At 54.8% G+C, this 20,963-nt stretch carries 19 protein-coding genes; 12 read left to right on the plus strand and 7 right to left on the minus strand.

Features of this window, described 5'->3' with window-relative positions; all coding sequences use genetic code 11:
• Nucleotides 1-36: 36 nt before the first annotated feature.
• The 3 genes from ACT3TC_RS13355 to ACT3TC_RS13365 all read right to left on the minus strand — a co-directional run bounded on the left by ACT3TC_RS13355 (nucleotide 37) and on the right by ACT3TC_RS13365 (nucleotide 1,863).
• The gene (locus tag ACT3TC_RS13355) at nucleotides 37-972 is read right to left on the minus strand and encodes a lysophospholipid acyltransferase family protein (RefSeq protein ID WP_444640354.1); all 936 of its coding nucleotides are present in this window, start codon (nucleotides 970-972) and stop codon (nucleotides 37-39) included.
• Between the two features lie 3 nt (nucleotides 973-975).
• Nucleotides 976-1,377, minus strand: coding sequence for a DUF4870 family protein (locus ACT3TC_RS13360; protein ID WP_172117296.1), 402 nt, complete (start codon nucleotides 1,375-1,377; stop codon nucleotides 976-978).
• 105 nt (nucleotides 1,378-1,482) lie between these two features.
• Nucleotides 1,483-1,863 carry a VOC family protein gene (locus ACT3TC_RS13365; RefSeq protein ID WP_444640355.1) on the minus strand — a complete coding sequence of 127 codons (381 nt, stop codon included), beginning with the start codon at nucleotides 1,861-1,863 and terminating at the stop codon, nucleotides 1,483-1,485.
• A gap of 43 nt (nucleotides 1,864-1,906) precedes the next feature.
• On the opposite strand from ACT3TC_RS13365, the gene ACT3TC_RS13370 reads away from it, so the two are divergent.
• From ACT3TC_RS13370 to ACT3TC_RS13385, 4 genes are all read left to right on the plus strand, one after another.
• Nucleotides 1,907-2,542: a class I SAM-dependent methyltransferase gene (locus tag ACT3TC_RS13370; protein WP_444640356.1), complete on the plus strand. Its 636-nt coding sequence runs from the start codon at nucleotides 1,907-1,909 to the stop codon at nucleotides 2,540-2,542.
• Nucleotides 2,543-2,712: 170 nt separating this feature from the next.
• Nucleotides 2,713-4,086 carry an MFS transporter gene (locus ACT3TC_RS13375; protein WP_444631496.1) on the plus strand — a complete coding sequence of 458 codons (1,374 nt, stop codon included), beginning with the start codon at nucleotides 2,713-2,715 and terminating at the stop codon, nucleotides 4,084-4,086.
• 129 nt (nucleotides 4,087-4,215) lie between these two features.
• A complete protein-coding gene (locus tag ACT3TC_RS13380; RefSeq protein ID WP_444640357.1) occupies nucleotides 4,216-6,003 on the plus strand; it encodes an acyl-CoA dehydrogenase in 1,788 nt (595 codons plus the stop codon).
• 162 nt (nucleotides 6,004-6,165) lie between these two features.
• Nucleotides 6,166-6,939 (plus strand): enoyl-CoA hydratase-related protein, encoded by a 774-nt coding sequence (locus tag ACT3TC_RS13385; RefSeq protein WP_444640358.1) that lies wholly within the window; start codon nucleotides 6,166-6,168, stop codon nucleotides 6,937-6,939.
• A gap of 104 nt (nucleotides 6,940-7,043) precedes the next feature.
• Here ACT3TC_RS13385 and ACT3TC_RS13390 read toward each other — a convergent pair whose 3' ends face one another.
• Genes ACT3TC_RS13390 through ACT3TC_RS13400 form a run of 3 tightly spaced genes read right to left on the minus strand, consistent with a single transcriptional unit; the run spans nucleotide 7,044 to nucleotide 10,246 of the window.
• Nucleotides 7,044-8,054, minus strand: coding sequence for an L-idonate 5-dehydrogenase (locus tag ACT3TC_RS13390; protein WP_444640359.1), 1,011 nt, complete (start codon nucleotides 8,052-8,054; stop codon nucleotides 7,044-7,046).
• Nucleotides 8,055-8,086: 32 nt separating this feature from the next.
• Nucleotides 8,087-8,857 carry a glucose 1-dehydrogenase gene (locus ACT3TC_RS13395; protein ID WP_444640360.1) on the minus strand — a complete coding sequence of 257 codons (771 nt, stop codon included), beginning with the start codon at nucleotides 8,855-8,857 and terminating at the stop codon, nucleotides 8,087-8,089.
• Nucleotides 8,858-8,866: 9 nt separating this feature from the next.
• Entirely contained in the window at nucleotides 8,867-10,246 is a 1,380-nt protein-coding gene (locus ACT3TC_RS13400) for a GntP family permease (RefSeq protein ID WP_444640361.1), read from the minus strand.
• Nucleotides 10,247-10,457: 211 nt separating this feature from the next.
• Between ACT3TC_RS13400 and ACT3TC_RS13405 the strand changes: the two genes are divergently transcribed.
• The 8 genes from ACT3TC_RS13405 (at nucleotide 10,458) to ACT3TC_RS13440 (ending at nucleotide 19,781) form a co-directional block, all read left to right on the plus strand.
• A complete protein-coding gene (locus ACT3TC_RS13405) occupies nucleotides 10,458-11,147 on the plus strand; it encodes a glutathione S-transferase family protein (protein WP_444640362.1) in 690 nt (229 codons plus the stop codon).
• 56 nt (nucleotides 11,148-11,203) lie between these two features.
• Complete coding sequence (locus ACT3TC_RS13410) at nucleotides 11,204-11,743, plus strand: YaeQ family protein (protein WP_192527464.1); 540 nt, start codon at nucleotides 11,204-11,206, stop codon at nucleotides 11,741-11,743.
• A gap of 262 nt (nucleotides 11,744-12,005) precedes the next feature.
• Nucleotides 12,006-12,995, plus strand: a complete 990-nt coding sequence (locus tag ACT3TC_RS13415; protein ID WP_444631501.1) for a lipid A deacylase LpxR family protein — start codon at nucleotides 12,006-12,008, stop codon at nucleotides 12,993-12,995.
• A gap of 258 nt (nucleotides 12,996-13,253) precedes the next feature.
• The gene (locus ACT3TC_RS13420; protein ID WP_444640363.1) at nucleotides 13,254-13,763 is read left to right on the plus strand and encodes a CinA family protein; all 510 of its coding nucleotides are present in this window, start codon (nucleotides 13,254-13,256) and stop codon (nucleotides 13,761-13,763) included.
• 77 nt (nucleotides 13,764-13,840) lie between these two features.
• A complete protein-coding gene (nadE, locus tag ACT3TC_RS13425; protein ID WP_444640364.1) occupies nucleotides 13,841-14,665 on the plus strand; it encodes an ammonia-dependent NAD(+) synthetase in 825 nt (274 codons plus the stop codon).
• Nucleotides 14,666-14,745: 80 nt separating this feature from the next.
• Nucleotides 14,746-15,894 carry an exonuclease SbcCD subunit D gene (locus ACT3TC_RS13430; protein WP_444640365.1) on the plus strand — a complete coding sequence of 383 codons (1,149 nt, stop codon included), beginning with the start codon at nucleotides 14,746-14,748 and terminating at the stop codon, nucleotides 15,892-15,894.
• Nucleotides 15,891-18,959, plus strand: a complete 3,069-nt coding sequence (locus tag ACT3TC_RS13435) for an AAA family ATPase (protein ID WP_444640366.1) — start codon at nucleotides 15,891-15,893, stop codon at nucleotides 18,957-18,959. The genes ACT3TC_RS13430 and ACT3TC_RS13435 overlap by 4 nt, the downstream gene beginning before the upstream one ends.
• A gap of 87 nt (nucleotides 18,960-19,046) precedes the next feature.
• A complete protein-coding gene (locus tag ACT3TC_RS13440) occupies nucleotides 19,047-19,781 on the plus strand; it encodes a tellurite resistance TerB family protein (RefSeq protein WP_444640367.1) in 735 nt (244 codons plus the stop codon).
• 223 nt (nucleotides 19,782-20,004) lie between these two features.
• On the opposite strand, the gene ACT3TC_RS13445 is transcribed toward ACT3TC_RS13440, so the two are convergent.
• Nucleotides 20,005-20,901 carry a LysR family transcriptional regulator gene (locus ACT3TC_RS13445; RefSeq protein WP_444640368.1) on the minus strand — a complete coding sequence of 299 codons (897 nt, stop codon included), beginning with the start codon at nucleotides 20,899-20,901 and terminating at the stop codon, nucleotides 20,005-20,007.
• Between the last annotated feature and the right edge of the window lie 62 nt (nucleotides 20,902-20,963).

Below are 20,963 nucleotides of genomic sequence, written 5' to 3' on the forward strand. Positions count from 1 at the left end.
TGCTGATAAGGTCTATCAGCACCTCTCAGGCAGAGTTTAGTAAAGCCGGAAGTCGTTGGCGTTGGGGTTTTGCTGCTGCTCTTCGATGACTTTGCGGTAGCGCTTGTATTCCCACTGATACTGGGCGGGTTCCAGCGCAATTGACGCTTCAACACTGGCGTTAACCCCGCTCGCAGACACTGTTTCGTCAGCACTATACACCCGCTCGTCGGCGTCCAGAAAATGGATAGCAAAGCCGCGACCAGGCAGGCGCAGGGCAACGCCTGTGACAACGCGTGCCTGGGTGCGCGCCACCAGTTTGGGGAGTAGCGTGGCGGTATACGCATCGCGTGAATAAAACGGCGCAAAGACGCCGCTGCCCCAGTCGGGTTCCTGGTCAGGCAGAATGCCGATGGCCTCGCTGCGCTTAAGTGCTTTAAGCAGTGCTGCAACGCCCCGCGGGTTAGTGGGCACCAACTGCGCGCCCATCCGTTCACGGCCATGGCGAATAATCGGCTCAAGGTTGGTTATTTTGGGAGGCTCGTACATAGCGGTGAAAGGGAAATGGCTGGAAAGCCAGAAATTCAACACTTCCCAGTTGCCAAAATGCGGCGCCAGAACAATAACACCACGGCCCTGTGCGCGTGCGCTGTCCAGCTTGTCGCGACCATGCACTTCAACAATACTTGCTTCAACGCGATCAGGCTCCGCCATCCAGGCATAGCCCAGCTCCATCATGGTGGCGGTGGAGTGACGAAGGCTCTGTTTAGCGAGTGCCCTGCGCTTATGCTGGTCAAGCGTGGGGTATACCACCTTAAGATTAATATCGGTGACGTTTCGTTCACGGCGGCTAAAGCAGTAAACGAGAGGACCAAGCGTGGAGGCAAAACGCCACAGGCGCGGCAGGGGCCAGCGCGAAAGCCTTCGCCAAAGCCACGCAATCGCCGTGGCTCGGGAGAGTCGCTTGTCTGATGTCGTTGCGTGTTCCGTCATTCGTTAGATTAACCAGCTGTCCACATTACTCGGAGCACGTTTATCTTGTAAGCCCTTAAACCCTTTAACGCAGCGAACGATAAACCAAACCGCCAGTGCAAATAAAAGCGGGAAGCCGATCAGTACAAAGGTGAGCAGGAAGCTAATGCTTGCGTACAGCAAGCCAATCCAGAAGGTGCGAACCTGATAGCGGTAGTGTTCGTCCAGCCAAGCCGGGCCTTTGCCTTGATAGACATAGGCGATGATGACGCCGACAACCGAGGTGAAGCCGACAACAAAGCTTGCCAGATAAAGCGCATAAACCACCATGGCCATTGTGGTGTCGTGCTGCTTGCTTGGCTCGGCGGTAGTGTGTTCTGAAATAATTTCGCCTTCAATCGGCGAGTCATGACGGTTATCTTGCATGTCTTTTTACCTTTAATACGGATGAGACAATAAAACGAAGGTTCTTAACGCCCTATAATACCTTGCACGACGCCGCTAAGCATTAGTCACTGACTGGCGGTAACATTAGCGAGCCGGGCGGCAAATCTCCAAAAGGTTACCATCGGGGTCGCGCAGATAAACGGACTCGATCGCGCCATTGGCACCCTGGCGAGCCACCGGGCCAAGTTCAACCTCAATACCCAGCACGTCTAGATGCTGTTTGAATTCATTCAGCGGCAATTGGCAGCGTAGGCATAAATCCAGGCTGCCTGGCGTAGGGGTTGCAGAAATAGGCTCGATGTCGGTGTCGGTTTGATGGAGTCGTAGGGCGGTATCGCCCAGCATTAAATCTACCCGTTGGGCATCACGATAGCGTACGTCTAGCCCGAGAACTCGCGAGTAAAAATCAACCGCGCGACCCATATCTGTGACAGTAACAACAAGATGATCCAAGCCTGAGAGCATGCCTCTTTCCTTAAATGCAAACCGAAAACCAGAGAATACGACGATGCAATGCTGTCCGCTATGCGGTGAAATTAAGGTCTCGCTCTATCATCAAAATCATCGTCGTGAATATTACCAGTGTGCCACGTGTTGGCTGGTGTTTGTGCCGTCCGAGCAGCATTTAAGCGTAGCGGATGAAAAAGCAGAGTATGACCAGCATCAAAATTCACCGCAAGATATGGGATACCGGCGATTTTTAGGGCGCTTGTTCACCCCGTTGCTAGCCAAACTGCCGAAAGGTGCCAACGGGTTGGATTTTGGTTCAGGGCCTGGTCCCACGCTGTCTGTGATGTTCGAGGAAGTTGGCCACCCCATGGCGGTCTTCGACATTTTCTATGCGCCCGACATGTCCGTTTTGCAGAACACCTATGACTTTATCACCGCGACTGAAGTCGTTGAGCATTTAGCCATGCCCGGAAAGGTGCTGGCGCAGTTGGTTGCTCAGCTACTCCCTGGTGGCTATCTGGGCATCATGACCAAGCGAGTGACCACTCAAGCAGCATTTGCCAACTGGCACTATATTAATGACCCCACCCATATCTGTTTTTTCAGTGAGGCAACCTTTGAATGGTGGGCCGCGCAGCATCAACTAACAGTCGAATTTCCTGAAAAAGATACGGTTATTTTGAGAAAACACTAATCGATACGAACAGGCTATGAAAAAGCGTTGACTTTATGCTATCCAGGGCAATAATTGCGCGCCCGTTTCTTGCCTGTGGTTGTGTAAAAGGTGGTAACGGCTCTTAAACAGCTACGTCCGCTTTTTTTGACCCTGTTTTTTGACAACGTGTTTGGCAAGGTGAGGTTTTCATGTCGCGGCAATTACTGGCTATGGCGTTTGCGCCTCTGTTGGGCCTGTTTATTTTAGGCATTGGCAACGGCTTTTTGGCTACCTTGATCACGGTACGTCTGGATGCGGCAGGCGAGTCTGCGACGGTGATTGGGATTGTCTCGTCAGCGTACTTTATTGGCCTGGCCTTGGGCGCCTTGTTTAACGACCGGTTATTGCTGCGTATTGGGCACATTCGTGCCTATGGCAGTTTTGCCTCGCTGGTTGCCGTGACGGTGCTTCTTCAAGGGCTCTTTTTTGACCCTTGGGCCTGGTTTGCATTGCGCTTGATTGGCGGCTGGGCAACGGTCGGTGTCTATCTGGTCATTGAGAGCTGGCTGCTCACGGCAGGCGAGCAAAAAGTGCGTGGCCGGTTGTTGGCGCTCTACATGATTTCGCTTTACGCCGCCGGTGTCATTGGTCAGCTATTGCTGGGCGTCACCAATGCCATGGGCGGGACGGCACCGTTTATGGTGATCGGCATGCTGGCATCGCTTTCTGTGCTGCCAATGGCGATGATTCCGCGTGTTACCCCTCTGATTGAGCACGCCGAACCGCTACCTCCTTATCGACTGATCATGTTAACCCCAACGGGTGTGCTGGGTAGCTTGGGGTCGGGCATGGTAGTCGCGGCGGCGTATACCCTGCTGCCCCTTTATTTGCAGCGCATTGGAATGAGCGTGAATCAGGTGGGCCAGATGATGGCGCTGGTGGTGCTGGGGGCCATGCTGCTGCAGTATCCAATTGGGCGCTGGTCAGACCGTCATGACCGCCAAATGGTACTTATCGGGATCAGTGGTTTTTGTGTGCTGGTGTCGGCGGCAATTCTTTGGCTACCGCTCTCCACGCCGCTGCTGGCGGTACTGCTGTTTTTGCTGGGCGGTGGAGTGTTTGCATTCTACCCCGTGGCCGTCAGTCATGCTGCCGACCGAGCGCCCGCCGGGGCGCTTGTACGTATGAGCCAAGGACTTTTGCTGATTAACTCTATCGGGGCAACCTTAAGCCCGCTGATGATCTCACCCGTTATGACAGCAGTGGGCGATGCCGGGTTGTTCTGGGCATTTGGCGGGCTCAGCCTGTTCTTCCTGCTCTTTTTTGCCTGGCGGCGCAGCGTGCGCCCCGCCCCGATGCCGGTGGCGCCGTTTACCGCTACTACGCCCATGACTGCGGCCGGGGCAGAGCTTGTGATTACCGAGGAGCTTGTCCAAGGGGCGCTTGAGCACGAGCACCTGGAAGACTTGTCGGATGCAGTACCAAACGTGGACGTAGCGGAACCCGTAGTCGGACCGCCCGCCGAGGAAGAAACCCGAATTGCCTACTATGACGATGTCGAACAGTTAAGCACGCGTCAGTAATTTGGTAGCGGGTCTGTATCGTAAAGAGGTGAGACGTTGGGCTAATGGTGTAACGATAGGCAGGAAACTACTATCGAATATAACGGTTTATAACAAACGACTGTTTTATTTCTACATCGAGGTTTTGCCATGAATCACTACGTCGCGCCGGTACGCGATTTGCGTTTTGTGCTCGAAGAACTGCTCGGGCATCACTCGCTGACGCTGTCCAATTTTACAGAGACAACACCCGACGTTGTTGAGGCGGTGCTGGATGAAGCCGCCAAGCTAGCGGGTGACGTTTGGGGGCCGCTGAATGCTACCGGTGATCATCAAGGCGCCAAACATCATCCTGATGGGCGAGTAACGACGCCTGATGGATTCGCGGCGGCCTACCAGGCGTATGTAGAAGGCGGCTGGAACGGCATCGGCGTATCGGAAGCATTAGGTGGGCAGAACTTGCCTGAAGTGGTGGCCAGTGCCGTTCAGGAAATGCTCCACGGTGCCAATATGGCGTTAGGGCTTTGTCCCATGTTAACCGCTGGCGCCATTGAAGCATTGGCCCATCATGGCAGCGAGCCGCTGAAAGCGACGTATTTACCCCATCTGGTAGAAGGGACCTGGACAGGCACCATGAACCTGACCGAACCCCAGGCAGGGTCGGATCTTTCTAAAGTGCGTACCAAGGCAGTACCTGAAGGCGATCATTACCGGATAAGTGGCCAGAAAATCTATATTACCTGGGGTGAGCACGACGCCGCTGAAAATATCATTCATTTTGTGCTGGCGCGTAAACCTGATGCGCCTGAAGGTAATAAAGGCATCTCGCTGTTTCTAGTGCCCCAATTTCTCGTCAATGATGACGGCACCCTGGGCGAGCGTAACGACGTTTTATGCACCGCCATTGAGCACAAGCTGGGTATCCACGGCTCACCGACTTGTTCGTTAAGTTTTGGCGAGCAGGGTGGGGCAATCGGTTATCTGGTGGGTGAAGAAGGGCGCGGCCTGAATCACATGTTCACCATGATGAACGAGGCGCGTCATAAAGTGGGTATCCAGGGGATTGGCGTAGCCGAACGCGCCTGCCAGCACGCGTTTGCCTACGCACAAGAGCGCCATCAGGGTCGTTTGTCGGCAGCGCGAGGCGGTAAAGAGTGCCCCATCAGTGGGCATCTTGATGTGCGGCGCATGCTGCTTTCCATGCGCGCGCGCACCGATGCGCTGCGTGCGTTAGCGCTGTACTGTGCAGCACAGCTGGACACCGCCCGCCATGCTGAAAACGAGAGTGAACGCCAGGCGGCTCAGGCTCGCGTGGATATCTTGATTCCTGTGGTAAAAAGCTTCTCGACGGATCAAGCGGTAGAGATCGCCTCGTTAGGTATTCAGGTGCACGGCGGGATGGGGTATATCGAAGAAACCGGCGCGGCACAGCTGCTGCGTGATGCTCGTATCGCACCCATTTATGAAGGCACTAACGGCATTCAGGCGCTGGATTTAGCAGGACGCAAGTTACAGCGTGATAATGGCGAAGCATTTTCCAGTCTACTAAACGAAGTAGCCGACACGGTTGAACGTCTCAAGGCTGAACCTGCGTTGGCTCATTTGGGACAGGCGCTGGCTGCCGGGCTTGAGGATTTACGTGCTGCCAAGCAGCAGGTACTTGAGCAGGGCAAAGACCCGGAAAAAGGGCCTGATGCCGTACAGGGTTATGCGACCCCGTTGCTAAACCTGGCAGGCCATGTGTTATGCGCCTGGCAAATGGGGCAGGCGGCACTCAGTGCGCAGGCGGCCATTGGGCAGGGCACAACAGACCCTTTCTATAAGGCAAAACTTCTAAGCGCACAGTTTGTGATCACCCAGTGGCTCCCTGTTGGGCGTGCCCAGCGGGCGGTAATTGACGCAGGCATTCAATGCCTGAGTGATTTCGAGGTTGGTTAATCGCCCTATTGTGGCAATCGCCGCCCCTGGAGGCGGCGATTGTATTTCTGGCGGGCGAGAAAAGAAGTGATTGCCCCCCAACCAAGCGTTCGCTAGGGTTGCAAGGCAGGCCAGTTAAGCCGTCATAACGATGTAAGTCACCATAACAATGAAGGAGCCAATATGAGCGAATCAGTTATTGAAAAGGTCGATAACGAGGGTATCGTCCGCCTGACCATCAACCGTCCCAAGGCGTTGAATGCGTTAAATAGCGATGTACTTTCCGCGCTAGAGACCCACCTGACTGAGCTTGAGAATCAGCCAAACCTGCGCGCCGTATTACTGACGGGCGCCGGTGAAAAGTCGTTTGTCGCCGGAGCGGATATCACCGAAATGCGTGATAAAACGCCGGAAGAAGCGCGCGCCTTTGCAAGCCAGGCGTTACGAACCATTAAACGACTTGAAACACTTCCGGTGCCGGTGGTCGCCCTTGTGAACGGGTTTTGCCTTGGCGGCGGCTGCGAATTGGCACTGGCCTGCGACTGGGCAGTAGCCAGCGACAACGCGGTATTCGGCCAGCCTGAAGTTTTGTTGGGTGTCATCCCAGGCTTTGGTGGTACGCAACGCCTGCCGCGCCGCGTAGGCCCAGCCATGGCGATTGATCTTGTGACAACAGGGCGCAAGATAGACGCGAAAGAAGCGCTACGCATCGGTCTGGTTAACCGCGTAATGCCTCAGGCAGAGCTTGAAAGTTATATCGAAGAGCTTACCCAACAGTTAAAAGGCAATGGCCCTCAGTCGGTACGCGGTGCCAAGCAGGCCGTTCATGACGGGATGGACCAGGACCTTGATAGTGCATTAGCCCTGGAGACCAGCCTGTTTGCGCTCTGCTTTGCCGGTGAAGAGCAAAAAGAGGGCATGAGCGCATTTATAGAGAAGCGTAAGGCCAGCTTTTAGTCAGGTTGGCGTGATAGGTACGTCGGTTGTTTTCCGTTAATTATTGAGGGGGTGGCGGTAGCGCCCCCCCCCCTTTGGGATCAATTATCTTAATCGTTGATCTGTTACTTCCATAACTCGATCAATACCTTGCCGGACACCTCCGCATCTTTGGCTATAGCAAAGGCTTGTTGAGCATCGGCCGCGGGCAATACATGCGTAATAACGTGATCAAAGTTTGAATTAGCTGCCAGTAGCGCGATAGCTTCATCAATCTCATTATTGAACCGGAAACAGCCTCTAAGCTGAACTTCTTTCGCAATCAGCGATGCAAGCGCAATGGGCTGCGGAGCGGCAGGCATCATGCCTATTTGAGCAATAACGCCAGCGCGGCGCACGGCGAGAATAGCATTATTGATAGAGGCGGGAACGCCGGTGCACTCAAGCACCACGTCAAAGGCCTCCTCGGGGAGCTCTTCCCTATCCACCTGAATGGTGCGATGAACCCCGAGTATTTTTGCACGTGACAGCGGTCCCTCAAGAATATCGGTAATGCATACCTCTTTTGCGCCCCTGGCAAGTGCAGCAGCGGCAGCGAGTAGACCTATAGGTCCAGCTCCACATACCAATACGCGCTTTTGGTCAACACCTCCGGCTACTTCGATCCCATGCAGACCCACAGCAAGTGGCTCTGCTAAGGCTGCACGTTTGAGAGGCAGAGTATCGGGCAATGCACGCAACATGCTGGCATCGACATCAAGGAATTGACTCATGCCCCCTTGCGTATGTGGCCAGGTTGACGCGGATCCCAAATAGGCTCCGTTGGGCCACAAGTGGGGCTTATCTTCGATACCGGTTTGGCTTTGCCCGAATGTGGCGGGGTGCAGTGTTACCGGTGTGCCAAGCGGCCATTGCCCGCTTGGGTCTTCATCGACTACTCCTGACATTTCGTGACCTGGAATCAATGGCTCACGAACAACAAAAGCACCATTGGCACCTTCATGATAATAATGAAGATCCGAGCCACATATTCCACCGAAAGACATACGTAAGCGCACTTTTCCGGGAGCGAGCGCTGGAAGATCAATATTTTCTTCGCGTAGATCCTGCTTACCGTGAATAACTAATGCTTGCATGGTGCTTCATCCCCAAAGGCAATTTCCAGGTGTTAAACCACCGAGGTCATTCCGCCATCAACGAAAATATTTTGTCCAGAAACGAAACTTGAAGCACCCGAACAGAGATAGACCAGCGTACCCACCAGTTCGTCGAAATGTCCCCAGCGCTGTGCCGGAGTGCGTTTTTCCACCCACTGGTTAAAGCTTGTGTCTTGCCATAGCGCGGTATTCATTTCAGTTTTAAAGTAGCCGGGAGAAATGCAGTTGACCTGAATGTTGAAGCGAGCAAGGTCAGCAGCCATACCCTGAGTGAGTAGAACAACCCCACCTTTGGTTGCCGAATAGGGGGCGATGGTTTCTCTGGCAAGTTTGGACTGTACCGAGCCGATGTTGATGACCTTACCCGAGCCACGTTCACTCATGGCTGGAGTCAACGCACGAGACACGTAAAACAGACTCGAAAGATTGGTGGCGATGAGCGCATCCCAATCTGACGTAGAGTACTCATTGAACGGCGCTCGGCGTTGAAGCCCTGCATTGTTGACCAGGATATCCGGAACGCCAAACTGATCGATAAGTGCTTCTACGGCTTGCTGAGTCGCCCTGGCATCAGTGACATCAAAGCTGATGGCTTCAACGTTGGCGCCTGTCTCTTGGGCGATGTTGTGGGCTTCCTCCTTGACGCTTTCCAGGTCCCGCCCATGCACAATGACATGAGCTCCTTGGGAAGCAAGCCCCCTGGCAAGCGCATTGCCCAGCCCCCTTGAGGATCCGGTTACCAGTGCCAAGCGGCCGTTAATATCGAAAAGTGCTTTTGTCATCGTGCTCACCTAAAACAGCATGAAAATAATAACCGCGAATATAAAGCCGACAACGGATTCGAGCGCCTGCTGAACGGTCCAGGTCTTGAGCGTTGTCTTAACGTCCATTCCTAACAGGCGACCAACCAGCCAGAACCCAGAGTCGTTGACATGCCCTGCAAAGACAGAGCCCGCGGCTGTTGCCAGGGTAATCGCCACTACCTGCATGGATGTAAAGTCACCGCCAATCACGGCGGGGGCCATGAGCCCGGCGGCGGTTACCAGGGCGACAGTTGCCGAGCCTTGGGCCAAGCGCATAATCACCGCAATGACATAAGCCGCCAGGATGATCGGTAAACCAATATCGCTGAGCGAACTTGATAGCGCATCGCCAATGCCGGATGCCCTGAGTACGCCACCGAACATACCGCCGGCGCCTGTGATCAGTACTACCGAGCAAATCGGCGCCAAGGATGAATCAAGCACTTTTTCTAATGCACTGCCTCCGATACCTTGGCGGCGGCCTAGCACTAACATTGCCACCAACGTTGAAATAAGCAGCGCTACCGGCGTGTTGCCAACGGCTGATAGCAGTTGGAACCACTGTGCGTCACTATCCACAACGCCCATTGAGCGCAGAAAGTTTAAGCCGGTGTTCATGAAAATCAGCACAATCGGCAGCAACAACATGCTGATAACAACGCTGACAGAAGGCGGGTTGATAACGTGGTCATCGCTGACGTCGCCGAACAGGGAGTCTGCGAGAGGGAAGGGGTAGCGCTTTGCGACAATTTTCCCCCACATATAGCCTGATATCCACCAAAGGGGGAACGCAATCACCACGCCAGCAAGCAGCAATAACCCTAAATTTGCCTCATAAAGCTCCGATGCGGTAACCGGGCCTGGGTGAGGGGGCAGGAAAACATGCATAACCGAAAAGGCAGCGGCAGCAGGCATGGCATAAAGAAGGATAGGGCCACCCAAACGACGCGAAACGGCAAAAATGATCGGTAGCATGACGATCAAACCGGCATCAAAAAATATCGGAAAGCCCATTAGCAGTGACGTGATACCGAGGGCAAAAGGCGCTCGCTTTTCGCCGAAGAGATCAATCATTTTATCGGCAAGCGCTTTGGCACCGCCTGAATGCTCAACAAGCTTGCCAAGCATTGCCCCTAACCCTACCAGTAGAGCAACAGCGCCCAGCGTTCCCCCAAAGCTATCCACCATCGTGGGAACAATCGCATTGACTGGAATCTGCGTGGCGAGCGCTGTCAGTAAGCTCACCAGCATCAGCGCCACAAACGCATGCATCTTGAATCTGATGATCAATAGTAAAAGGGACAAGACCGCTACGGCGGCAATGCCTAGCAACGGTCCTGTAGATAACGTTTGCGTCCATTCATCCATGCGAGTACTCCCAATGATAGTGCTAATTGCTGGCTATGTTATCGGTAACATCGTACAGCTTGATATTTTCTTGCATACACGACCTTGGTTTAAATAAAGTAAAAAAAGAATCTGTTAGACGATGAAACAGGCAATTTATGGGATAAAGAAAGGCGACATAATGCGACTAGCGTAGCCATCCTTGCTTTTTTGACGTAAAAAAGGGGTAACCATGTTTGATCTCTACATTGCCAACAAAAACTACTCTTCTTGGTCATTGCGGCCTTGGGTGCTTATGAAGGCGCTTGATATTCCTTTTAAGGAACACGTTATGGCCTTTGAGGGTGGCAATGGGGCGAGTCGCGATACGTTTATTCGCTTTTCGCCTTCCGGGCTTGTGCCTTGCCTGGTGGATGGCGAGATGGCCGTCTGGGATTCGCTGGCCATTGTTGAATACATTGCCGAGCAGCATGCTCGGGTATGGCCAAAAGAGGCGACAATACGTGCTTGGGCACGTTCGGCCAGCGCCGAAATGCATAGCGGCTTTTCCACGTTACGTAACGAATGCCTCATGAACTGCGGCGTGCGCGTCACGCTTCAGGATGTTTCTGCTGGGCTCAGAGCTGATCTCGCTCGATTGGATAGGCTCTGGCAAGAAGGCCTTTCACGCTTTGGTGGCCCTTACCTGGCAGGTGACGAATTTACGGCGGTAGATGCCTTCTACGCACCTGTCGTTTTCCGTGTACAAACGTTTGGCTTGCCTTTAAGCGAGGCTTCGAACGCTTATGCAAAGCACCTGTTGACGCTGCCAGCGATGCAGGCGTGGTATCAAGCAGCGCTCGACGAACAATGGCGTGAGCCTCATCACGAAGCCGATACGTTAAAACACAGCACCCTAACGGCTGATTATCGGAATGCCTAGCGCCTATCGGGCCGCGCATCAGGTAAACTAGCCAAAATTTATCGCTGGATATTCTGATGGCCCTTAGTGCGACGCCTTACAAAGTTGATATTAACCTTACCGACCTGGATCGTGGGGTGTATGAAACGCTACGTTTTACCGTGGCACGCCACCCCTCTGAAACAGAAGAGCGGATGAGTGCGCGGCTGATTGCTTATGTATTGTGGTACAGCGAGGCGATTGCATTTGGGCGCGGGCTTTCCGATGTGGATGAACCCGCACTATGGGAAAAGAGTCTGGATGGGCGGGTGCTGCATTGGGTTGAAGTAGGCTTGCCGGATGCCGAACGCCTAACCTGGTGCTCACGGCGCGCCGAGCGCGTATCGCTGCTTGCCTACGGGCGCACCGATATATGGGAAAACAAAGTACTTCCTGGCGTGGCAACGCTTAAAAATCTTCACGTAGCGACCTTGCCTCAAGAAGCCTTGGCAGTGATTGCTCAGAACCTCCCGCGCGCTATTAACTGGGCGGTTATGGTGAGTGAGGGCTCGCTGTTTATCACGGATGAAAACGGCCAGCATGAAATTACTCCGCAGTGGCTGTTAAGGGACCGTTAGGCTATTTCTTTAAATACATACAGCAAGGTACTGCCAACTTGGTGCGCGCAGCGAGGGCATAGGAACTGGCTATGCTTACTGTTACCCACCTTTGGAACAGAAGAGAGGCAGCGCCTTGCGCCACGGGTGTTGGGTTGTTATTGATGTTTGGCGAATAATATTTCCTTGCTATCTTTTTGCATGTTTACATACAATCAGGAATGTTTGCTAGCGCTCTTCGAGGGCGCTACTTTGGTTTTAACCCCCACTCAAGGGATGAGCAATGTACAACGTTTGCCTGCCTGCTTGGCGCCTGCTTCTCTTTGTAGCAGCAATGAGTCTACTCCCTGCCTTGGCGAATGCAGATAACAACGTCATTTCTGTGACACATGAAAATGACGGTCTAATGAGCAGTGACGATGGGCACTTTACCAGCGGCTTCGAGCTTAATTGGGCATTTAAGCCCAGCCCGGAAAACTGGACTCAGCGTTTAGCCACGGCGTTGCCGGATAGTTTGATAGGCCAGGCAGATTCAGTTGCTTTCCGATTGGTGCACCAGATTTATACGCCGGATGATATCGAGCGCTCTGAGCTAATTGAGGACGACCGCCCCTATGCAGGCCTGGTCTATGCAGGTATGTCACTTTATGAAGATGTTCCGGTAGGACGCTGGCAGCAAGCCACTGATCTTCATATAGAGGCCGGCCTGGTAGGCCCATCATCGCTTGCTGACAGCATTCAGCGTGAGGTGCACCGTATTACCAATAGCGAACGTCCAAGCGGCTGGCATAACCAGTTAAAGGATGAGCCGTTGCTTAACCTGACCATGCGTCGTCAGTGGTGGCATAACGTGCCTCTGGCCGGTAAGCGCTTGGCTCACGGCCCCGGTGTCAGCGTTGCCCTGGGCAACCTCAATACCTACGCTAGTGCGGGTTATGGCGTTCGCTGGGGTGATGATGCCAGCGGTATCCCGACGCTTACCCCCAACCCCAGTAACCGTGGCCGCATGACGAGTACAACGGGCTGGCAGTGGTATGTATTCGCTAATGTCGAAGGCTACTACGTCGCGCATAACCTCACTCTGGATGGCAACGTGTTTTCCAGCAGTCACTCGGTTGACCGTAAAGAGTGGGTAGGAGAAGGGGCCGCTGGCTTTGCCATTGCCTGGGATGAGTGGCAAGCCGTTTTTTCCGGTGTTCAGCGCACGCGTGAATTTGATGGCCAGGAAAAGCAGGACAAATACGGCGCGATTACGCTTTCAAAAAGCTTCTAGTTAAAAAGTCTTCCGGCTAGTTCAGCACATGACCAGGGCAGATGCCCTGGTCATTGTAGAGGTGCGCCATGACTACCGCTTACAGAACAGCTCCTACGCGGATGGGTGGAAGAAACAGCGCTAAGCCCTTATCAATGGATAAGAACTTTTTAACAAATGATGAACTTGCTGGCTGATTTTTCAGCCCTCTTCGAGAACAGCTACCTTTTAAGAGGAAGAATAAAACGATAGGGATTGTGATTTGTCAGGAGATACGCAATGGAATTGCTTAAGCAAATTACTGATTATCTACAGCAGCAAAAACTCAAATTGGCCACTGCTGAATCATGCACCGCAGGGCTGATTGTCTCTGAGCTGGCCCGTGTGCCCGGTAGCGGGCAGTGCATTGACTGTGGGCTGGCGGTTTATTCCCCGGAGGCAAAAAATCGTTATTTGTCGGTCAGCTTCGATACGATTGATACGTATGGGCTTACCAGTGAAGAAACCTCTCGAGAAATGGCGCTAGGGGCACTTAATAATAACGATGCCACTATAACCGTCGCCAATACCGGGATTGCAGGCCCTGAACCGCATGATGATATTCCCGTCGGTACGGTATGCTTTGCCTGGGCCTTTCGCCATGAGCAAAAGATTTACATGATTACCGAGACACGCCGCTTTTCCGGTGATCGTAACGACGTTCGCCTAGCCGCCGCGCACTATGCATTGGAGTACATTCCTCAATATCATCGTGATGTATTGAACGGTAGCGCGCCATTAGATGAGTAGAACCAAACACATTTCTGCTCTAGCCTGAATAAAACGCTATCCGCTATGGATCAACGTTCGACCGCAAGGAGGCCAGAATGGTAGATCAGCAGGCAACCCAATCGCATATTCAAACGGCTTTACAGGTAAAACCGCATATTGACTCTCAGCAAGAGATTGATAAGCGCGTTGATTTCTTGTGTCGCGAAATGATCGAAACAGGGCAGTATGCGCTTGTATTGGGCATTAGTGGCGGCGTGGATTCCACGGTAGGCGGCCGCTTGGCGCAGTTAGCGGTTAATAAGGCGCGTGAGCAGGGCATCGACGCCTCTTTTTACGCGATGCGGTTGCCTTATGGTACTCAGCAGGATGAAGACGATGCGCAGAAGGCACTGTCGTTTATTGAACCCGGCCATGTGCTGACCGTTAACGTTAAACCGGCAAGTGATGCCCTGTTGGCCGCACTGGAAGAGGGCGGGCTAACGTTTAGAGACGACGCTCACCGCGACTTTGTGTTGGGCAATATCAAGGCGCGCCAGCGTATGGTGACGCAATACGCAGCGGCCGGAGCACGAAGTGGCCTGGTGGTCGGCACGGATCAAGCCGCCGAAGCACTAATGGGGTTCTTCACCAAATATGGTGACGGCGCCTGTGACGTTGCGCCGCTCACCGGGCTAACCAAGCGCCAGGTACGTGAAGTAGGCGCAGCGCTGGGGGCACCTGCCTTCCTAGTTGAAAAGCAGCCCACTGCCGACCTGGAAACGCTCAAACCCCTGTTGGCGGATGAAGTGGCGCTAGGCGTGACTTATGCGGATATTGATGCCTTCCTGGTCGGCGATGCCATCAGCGATGAGGCGTATACCACCATCATTGACACCTATACCCGCACCGAGCATAAACGCCAATTGCCCAAGAGCCCTTAAGTATTTCTCACCAGTAAAGGCTAAACGCCGTCAGGTTAGGTTGTTATGATGCAACCACCTAACCTGCCGTTGAGCCTGCCATGCGTCTACTCCACACCGCCGATTGGCACCTGGGGAGATTGTTTCACAACATCTCACTGCTTGAAGACCAGCGCCACGTTCTAAACCAGCTGATCGAGATCGTCGACCGCGAAGCCGTAGACGCTGTGCTGATTGCGGGCGATATCTATGACCGCTCGGTGCCGCCTTCCGCGGCTGTTACGTTGCTTGATGATGTGCTGGGCGAGCTTTGCCAAGCGCGTGGTTTGCCAGTGGTTATTATTTCCGGCAACCACGACGGCGCCGAGCGCTTGGGCTTTGGTGCACGCCATTTGCGTCAGGCGGGGCTGCATATTCTTTCTGATTTGAGCGCCTGCGATACCCCCGTTACGCTTGCTATCAACGGCGTTGAGGTCGATATTTTTGGTGTGCCCTATGCTGACCCGGAATACGTACGCAGCCAGTTCGGTGAACCGGTCCGCGACTTTGATAGCGCCCACCGCTACTTGCTAACGCGTATTGGTGAGAAGCGCCACGCTACCCGCCCAACGGTACTGATGAGCCACTGCTTCGTAGATGGCGGCAGCGCATCCGATTCCGAGCGCCCGTTAACCCTGGGTGGTGCAGAAAGTGTTGCCTGGGAGCCCATGCAGGGCTTTGACTATGTCGCGCTTGGCCACTTGCATGGCCCGCAATACCGCGGCGGCGAACATATTCGCTACAGCGGCTCGCTGCTTAAATACAGCTTTTCAGAAGCTCGGCAGCGTAAAGGCGTTACGCTTGTGGATATAGGTAACGAGGGAGTGACCGGCATTGAGCATCATCCGCTGGTGCCCAAGCGCGAAGTGCGCGTGCTGGAAGGCGAGCTTGATGAGTTGTTGAGACAAGGGCGCGAGGACCTCTGTGCCGATGACTACTTGTTGGTTCGGCTAACCGACCGCCACGCTATTTTAGACCCCATGGGCAAGCTACGCGCGGTGTACCCCAATGTTCTGCACCTCGAAAAGCCCGGCATGCTGGGTGGGCAACAGCGTCAGCAACTGGATCGCGAACGGCTGCGCTTTAATGCCCTGGATATGTTCAGCGATTTCTTCGAACAAACCAGCGGTGACGCCATGAGCGCGGACCAGGCGCGCGCCATGAGTGATGTCATCACCACCCTCAGCCGCGATGAAGAGGGCCAGTCATGACGCCGCTCATACTCACCATGCAGGCCTTCGGCCCTTTTGCGGCTGAGGAGATCATCAACTTTTCTCAGCTGGGTAGAAGCCCGCTGTTTTTGATCAACGGCCCGACAGGCGCCGGGAAAAGCTCGATTCTGGACGCCATCTGCTTCGCGCTTTATGGCCAGACCACGGGAGAAGAACGCTCGGGCACCCAGATGCGTTGCGACCAGGCCGCCGATACGTTGCTAACTGAAGTAACGCTGGATTTTTACCTGCGCGGAGAGAGCTACCGGGTGCGCCGCGTGCCTCAGCAGGAGCGCCCTAAAGCGCGAGGCGAAGGGACGACAACGCAAAATGCAGAAGCCCAGCTGTGGCGGCTAACCGCTGATGACAAGGAAAATCAGTGCCTCGTCGCGCGTAGCGTTAACGATGCTACCGCCCAAGTGCAGGCACTACTGGGGCTGGATGCCAGCCAGTTCCGCCAGGTGATGGTGCTGCCCCAGGGCAAGTTCCGGGAGCTGTTGCTGGCGGAGTCAAAAGATCGCGAAAAGATTTTTTCCCAGCTGTTTCAAACCCATATTTTTCAACGCATTGAAGAGCATCTGCGCACCCAGGCCAACCAGATAGACCGAGCGGTGAAAGATCACCAGCACCGTGTCCAGGGCATTCTGGATGCAAGCGACATTGAAAGTGAAGCGGCGCTTATTGAGGCGCTGGAAACGCTGGCGCCAGAGCATCAGGCTGCTGAAAAGGCGTTAGCCATTGCTAAACAGCAGCGTGAACAGGCAGAGGCTGCCGAGCGCCAGGGGCAGGAGTGCCAAGCACTTTTTGACCGCCATACGGCATTGGGCGCAGAAAAAAAACAGCGGCTACACCAGCAGCCGGAAATAGAGCGTGCTCAACAGCGCCTAAGCGCCCATGAACAAACCCAGGCGCTGGCCGAACCCTTTCACCGCGTGCAAACAGCGCAGCAAACGGCAAGCGCTACCCAGCAAGAACGCGTTCAGGCTCAAACGGCTGTTGAAAAACAGCAGGCGACGCATCAACACGCTCAGCAAGCGTTACACCAGGCACAAACCCGCTACCAGCAGTTGCCGGAACGCCGTGAACAGGCTGGCCGTTTACAGCAAGCGTTGGAGCAATTTCAGGCGCTCACTGGTGTAGAGCAGGCGCTACACCAGGCGCAACAAACATGGCAAAGCCTGTATCGGCAGCTTGACCAACAAACGCAGCAGCGCGACACCATCGCTGAGCAGGGCGAGGCACTTGCCGCCAGGCTGAAAGCGGAGCAGATAGAGCGCAATCACCTTGCAGGTTGCGATGAGGTGTTAAAAGGCCGCCAAGCGCTGCATGCGCAGCGGCAAACACTGGCCGGGCTTGAATCCCAGCGCGCTGCATTGGCCGAGCAAGTGGCTCAGGCGGCAAGCGATGTTGAGCATCATCAGCAAACGGTTGAGCACTATAAGCGTCGCGCCACCGAGCAGGAGATGCACTGGCACCAGGGCCAAGCCGCGTTACTCGCCGCTCGGCTGGAATCCCAGCAGCCCTGCCCGGTGTGTGGCAGCCGTGAGCACCCTGCACCCGCCGTACAAGAGCAGCCCCCCGTTACCCAGGCCGATGTGAAGCGCGCACGCACGGAGCATGAGCAGGCGCATCAATCGTTGGTGCAAGCTCAACAGTTGCAGCAGCGTTTGACCCAACAGCTTAATTATAACGATGAGCAGAGCGAGTACTTACGTCATACGCTGGGCGAGTGGGGCGCCAAACCAATAAGCGCACTGGAGGCTGCCTGCCAGGAGAGCCAGCGACATGTTGAACGCTATCAAGTGCTGACTCGAGAGTTGGCAGCCCAGGAGCGCACACTTGAGCAACATCGCAGCGAATGGAAAGCGCTGGATACCCAGATAAAGGCACAACAGCCTGAGTTAGAGGCCGCCCAAAAGCGGTGTCATCAGTTGGAAGCCCAATGTGAGCAACTGCGCAGGGCACTGCCCGAGCCACATGGGTCACTTGAGGCGCTGGAGGCAGAGCTTGGCCGTGTGCAAAGCGACATTCAGCAGTCTGAGGCGGCGTGGCAATCTGCTCAGGAGAGTGCTCATCACGCACAAACGGGGCTGGCCCGCGCCGAAACCACGCTGTCAGATAGTGCCCAGCGCGTCGCCGCCGCGACTCAGGCGCTAAGCGCGGCCCAAAACGAATGGCAATTGGCGCTAAGCGGTAGCGCTTTCGACAACGACGCTGACTTTATTCAGGCCCGCCTGGAAGCGCCCGAGCGCCAGGCGCTTATTGAAACCGTCACCCTCTTTCAGCAGGCGTTGGCCAAGCTGGATGGTCAGCTTGAGGATAGCCAGACACGCCTTGAGGGGCTAACGCCGCCTGATTTAACCGCTTTGGCGGAGCAAGTGGCTAGCGCGCAAGCGCATGAGCAGGTTTGTAATCAAACCTACCAGCGCCTGGCGGCTCGGATTGCACAGCTAACCGCCACTCAGCAAAAGCTCAAGGCCGCCCATGCCGCCGAGGTGGAGCTTGAAGCCGAGTATCGGCTGTGGGGAACGCTGAGCGAGATCGCCAATGGGCGCACCGGGCATCGCATTAGCCTGCAGCGTTTTGTGCTTGGCGTGCTGTTGGATGATGTGCTTATCCAGGCATCCGAGCGGCTGGTGCGGATGAGCCGAGGGCGTTATCAGCTGGTACGCCGTGAAGACCCCTCCAAAGGAAATAAGGCCTCAGGCCTGGAGCTGGATGTTGCCGATACCTATACCGGTAAAAATCGCCCCGTCGCGACGCTCTCGGGTGGTGAATCGTTTATGGCCGCGCTGGCGCTAGCATTGGGCCTCTCTGACGTGGTGCAGGCGTATGCCGGTGGCATTCAGCTCGATACGCTATTTATCGATGAAGGTTTTGGCAGCCTGGACCAGGATGCCCTTGACCAAGCCATCACCATGCTGAGCGAGCTGCAAATGGGCGGGCGTATGATCGGAATTATTTCTCATGTCAGCGAACTCAAAGAGCAAATGCCGGTTCGTATAGAAGTACGTGCCAGCCGTCAGGGAAGCACGGTACAAGTGCAAGGTGTTATGCCGGCGTAGGTCCTCTAGACTCAGTAGGATCTATGCGTGCATTCGTGGTCAGTACGTATATTGTCAATACAGCCTGTCAGCCCAAGGAGTACAAGGATGAACGCTAGTAAAATTCTTCAACAGCTTATGCAGCAGGCCGGTGGCAGCCAAAAAGGCAGCAGCGGAGTCAATGTGAAGGGCATGCTGGAGGGCTTGTCTCGTCAGTTGAGTGGGGGCGGTAGTGATCAGCGCTCAAGCCAGTCGGGAAGTTCCAGCGGCTTCGATATGAAAAGCCTTTTGGGCGGTGGTGCCATGGGCATGCTGGTCGGTTCCAAACGTGGCCGTAGTATGGGCGGTAAAGCACTTAAGTATGGCGCTATTGCAGGCGTTGGCATGCTGGCCTGGAAGGCCTGGCAGAATTCACAGGCCGCTAAAAACCAGCAGGCCACCAGCAGTGAAGCAGAAGGCGAGCGTGTTGATGTATTAAGCGGTGAGATTCAGGAGCGGCGTAGCCTTGAACTGCTGCAGGCCATGATAATGGCAGCTCGCGCCGATGGGCATATTGATGAGCAGGAACAGGTGCTGATTACGGAGCAGATCGATGCGCTAGGGGCCGACCAGGAAATGCATAACTGGGTCGAAAGGCAGCTAAAGGCTCCATTGGATGCCGAAGCGCTTGCCCGCGAAGCGGACTCGCCCCAGGCTGCTCGGGAAATGTATTTAATGAGTGTCGCAGTAACTGATGACCAGAACCCCATGGAGCGCGCCTGGTTGGATCAACTGGCGCAAGCGTTAAAGCTTACCCCGGATGTCACCAAAGAGCTTGAGCACCAGGCCCAGCAGGCGGGCTGATAGCGTTTTCGTTTTCACACTAAAAAGCGCCGCCAGGATGCTGGCGGCGCTTTATTTTTACCGGTGGCAATAGCCTAAACGGCGTTATCGATTACTCCTGAATTTGACCCGCCAAAGGGCATTTCCGGGGTGGCAATAAAAGTGCGTACGTCTTTTATCAATGGCTGGTTGGCTGGCGTATGTATTAGTGATAGCTCCGTCCATCTTTTTAAAGCCAGTTTCTTTAAAGCGAGGACCATACTTCGCTCAGCGTACGTAATGCCGCGTCAATGGGAGGTTCTTCTGCACGATCATGGCGCCAAATCAGGCTAAGTGCGCAGGGCAGGCGAATATTGCTGGCAATGACAAGGCCGCTTTCCTGACGCTCGGTCATAGCCAGAGCATCGCGCGCAAGGCTCAGGCCAACGCCCGCGCGGACTAAGTCCAGCATGCAGGCCTCCTGATCGACCTGAGCGACGCGATTGGGTGTGGCGCCATTGCTGGCAAGTGTGTGTTGTAAAAGGCGGTGATGGGCCGAGTCCTCGGGCGTGACGATCCAGGGCAAGCGGGCCAGGGCTTCCCAGCGCGTATCGGCCAGTTGGGCATCCCAGCCCATCGGGGCAACAACGTAGTAGTGAAAGTGGGTCAGCTCGCGCCAGGCAAGCGCCTCATGGTCGGTTCCCAGGCCGGGCGGCGCTAGGTAAAACCCTACATCCAGGTCGCCTTGCTCAACACGCCTTAACGTATTGCCGCTCATCCCATGATGAAGCTCGGTTTCAAGCTGCGGTGCTTGCGTCATTAGGCGGCGCAGGAAAGCGCCCAGGCGAATAAATTCTGGATCGACAATCGTGCCTATCTTGAGCTTGCCTCTTGGCGTGCTGTGCAACGTATTGGCCGTTTGCTCAAAAGCATAGGCGCTTGCTAGGGCTTTCTCGGCGGAGGGTAGCAGGGCATGGCCATCAGGCGTTAGCGCTAAGCCCTGGGGGCGGCGTTCAAACAAAGTAAGCCCCAAGCTTAGCTGAAGCTGCTTCAACTTTAGGCTGATGGCGGGCTGGGTAAGGTGCAGTTGCTCAGCCGCGCGTGAGACGCTGCCTAGACGGGCGACCATGACAAATGCCCGTAGTGTCGCATATTCGTGCATGGCGCCTCCTGGTTTTCATTTTGTTATTAGCAGAGCTTATATCCCGGTTTAAATTTACTCAA

The organism is Halomonas sp. AOP27-A1-41 (assembly GCF_052378605.1).
Taxonomy (GTDB): Bacteria; Pseudomonadota; Gammaproteobacteria; order Pseudomonadales; family Halomonadaceae; genus Vreelandella; species Vreelandella citrativorans.

Bases quoted from the DNA above. Each gene is read 5' to 3' on its own strand.
- ACT3TC_RS13400 (WP_444640361.1), bottom strand. From the start codon at position 10,246: ATGGATGAATGGACGCAAACGTTATCTACAGGACCGTTGCTAGGCATT.
- ACT3TC_RS13445 (WP_444640368.1), bottom strand. From the start codon at position 20,901: ATGCACGAATATGCGACACTACGGGCATTTGTCATGGTCGCCCGTCTA.
- ACT3TC_RS13355 (WP_444640354.1), bottom strand. From the start codon at position 972: ATGACGGAACACGCAACGACATCAGACAAGCGACTCTCCCGAGCCACG.
- ACT3TC_RS13370 (WP_444640356.1), top strand. From the start codon at position 1,907: ATGCAATGCTGTCCGCTATGCGGTGAAATTAAGGTCTCGCTCTATCAT.
- ACT3TC_RS13415 (WP_444631501.1), top strand. From the start codon at position 12,006: ATGTACAACGTTTGCCTGCCTGCTTGGCGCCTGCTTCTCTTTGTAGCA.
- ACT3TC_RS13360 (WP_172117296.1), bottom strand. From the start codon at position 1,377: ATGCAAGATAACCGTCATGACTCGCCGATTGAAGGCGAAATTATTTCA.
- ACT3TC_RS13405 (WP_444640362.1), top strand. From the start codon at position 10,458: ATGTTTGATCTCTACATTGCCAACAAAAACTACTCTTCTTGGTCATTG.
- ACT3TC_RS13385 (WP_444640358.1), top strand. From the start codon at position 6,166: ATGAGCGAATCAGTTATTGAAAAGGTCGATAACGAGGGTATCGTCCGC.
- ACT3TC_RS13440 (WP_444640367.1), top strand. From the start codon at position 19,047: ATGAACGCTAGTAAAATTCTTCAACAGCTTATGCAGCAGGCCGGTGGC.
- ACT3TC_RS13430 (WP_444640365.1), top strand. From the start codon at position 14,746: ATGCGTCTACTCCACACCGCCGATTGGCACCTGGGGAGATTGTTTCAC.
- ACT3TC_RS13410 (WP_192527464.1), top strand. From the start codon at position 11,204: ATGGCCCTTAGTGCGACGCCTTACAAAGTTGATATTAACCTTACCGAC.
- ACT3TC_RS13395 (WP_444640360.1), bottom strand. From the start codon at position 8,857: ATGACAAAAGCACTTTTCGATATTAACGGCCGCTTGGCACTGGTAACC.
- ACT3TC_RS13435 (WP_444640366.1), top strand. From the start codon at position 15,891: ATGACGCCGCTCATACTCACCATGCAGGCCTTCGGCCCTTTTGCGGCT.
- ACT3TC_RS13380 (WP_444640357.1), top strand. From the start codon at position 4,216: ATGAATCACTACGTCGCGCCGGTACGCGATTTGCGTTTTGTGCTCGAA.
- ACT3TC_RS13365 (WP_444640355.1), bottom strand. From the start codon at position 1,863: ATGCTCTCAGGCTTGGATCATCTTGTTGTTACTGTCACAGATATGGGT.
- nadE (WP_444640364.1), top strand. From the start codon at position 13,841: ATGGTAGATCAGCAGGCAACCCAATCGCATATTCAAACGGCTTTACAG.
- ACT3TC_RS13420 (WP_444640363.1), top strand. From the start codon at position 13,254: ATGGAATTGCTTAAGCAAATTACTGATTATCTACAGCAGCAAAAACTC.
- ACT3TC_RS13390 (WP_444640359.1), bottom strand. From the start codon at position 8,054: ATGCAAGCATTAGTTATTCACGGTAAGCAGGATCTACGCGAAGAAAAT.
- ACT3TC_RS13375 (WP_444631496.1), top strand. From the start codon at position 2,713: ATGTCGCGGCAATTACTGGCTATGGCGTTTGCGCCTCTGTTGGGCCTG.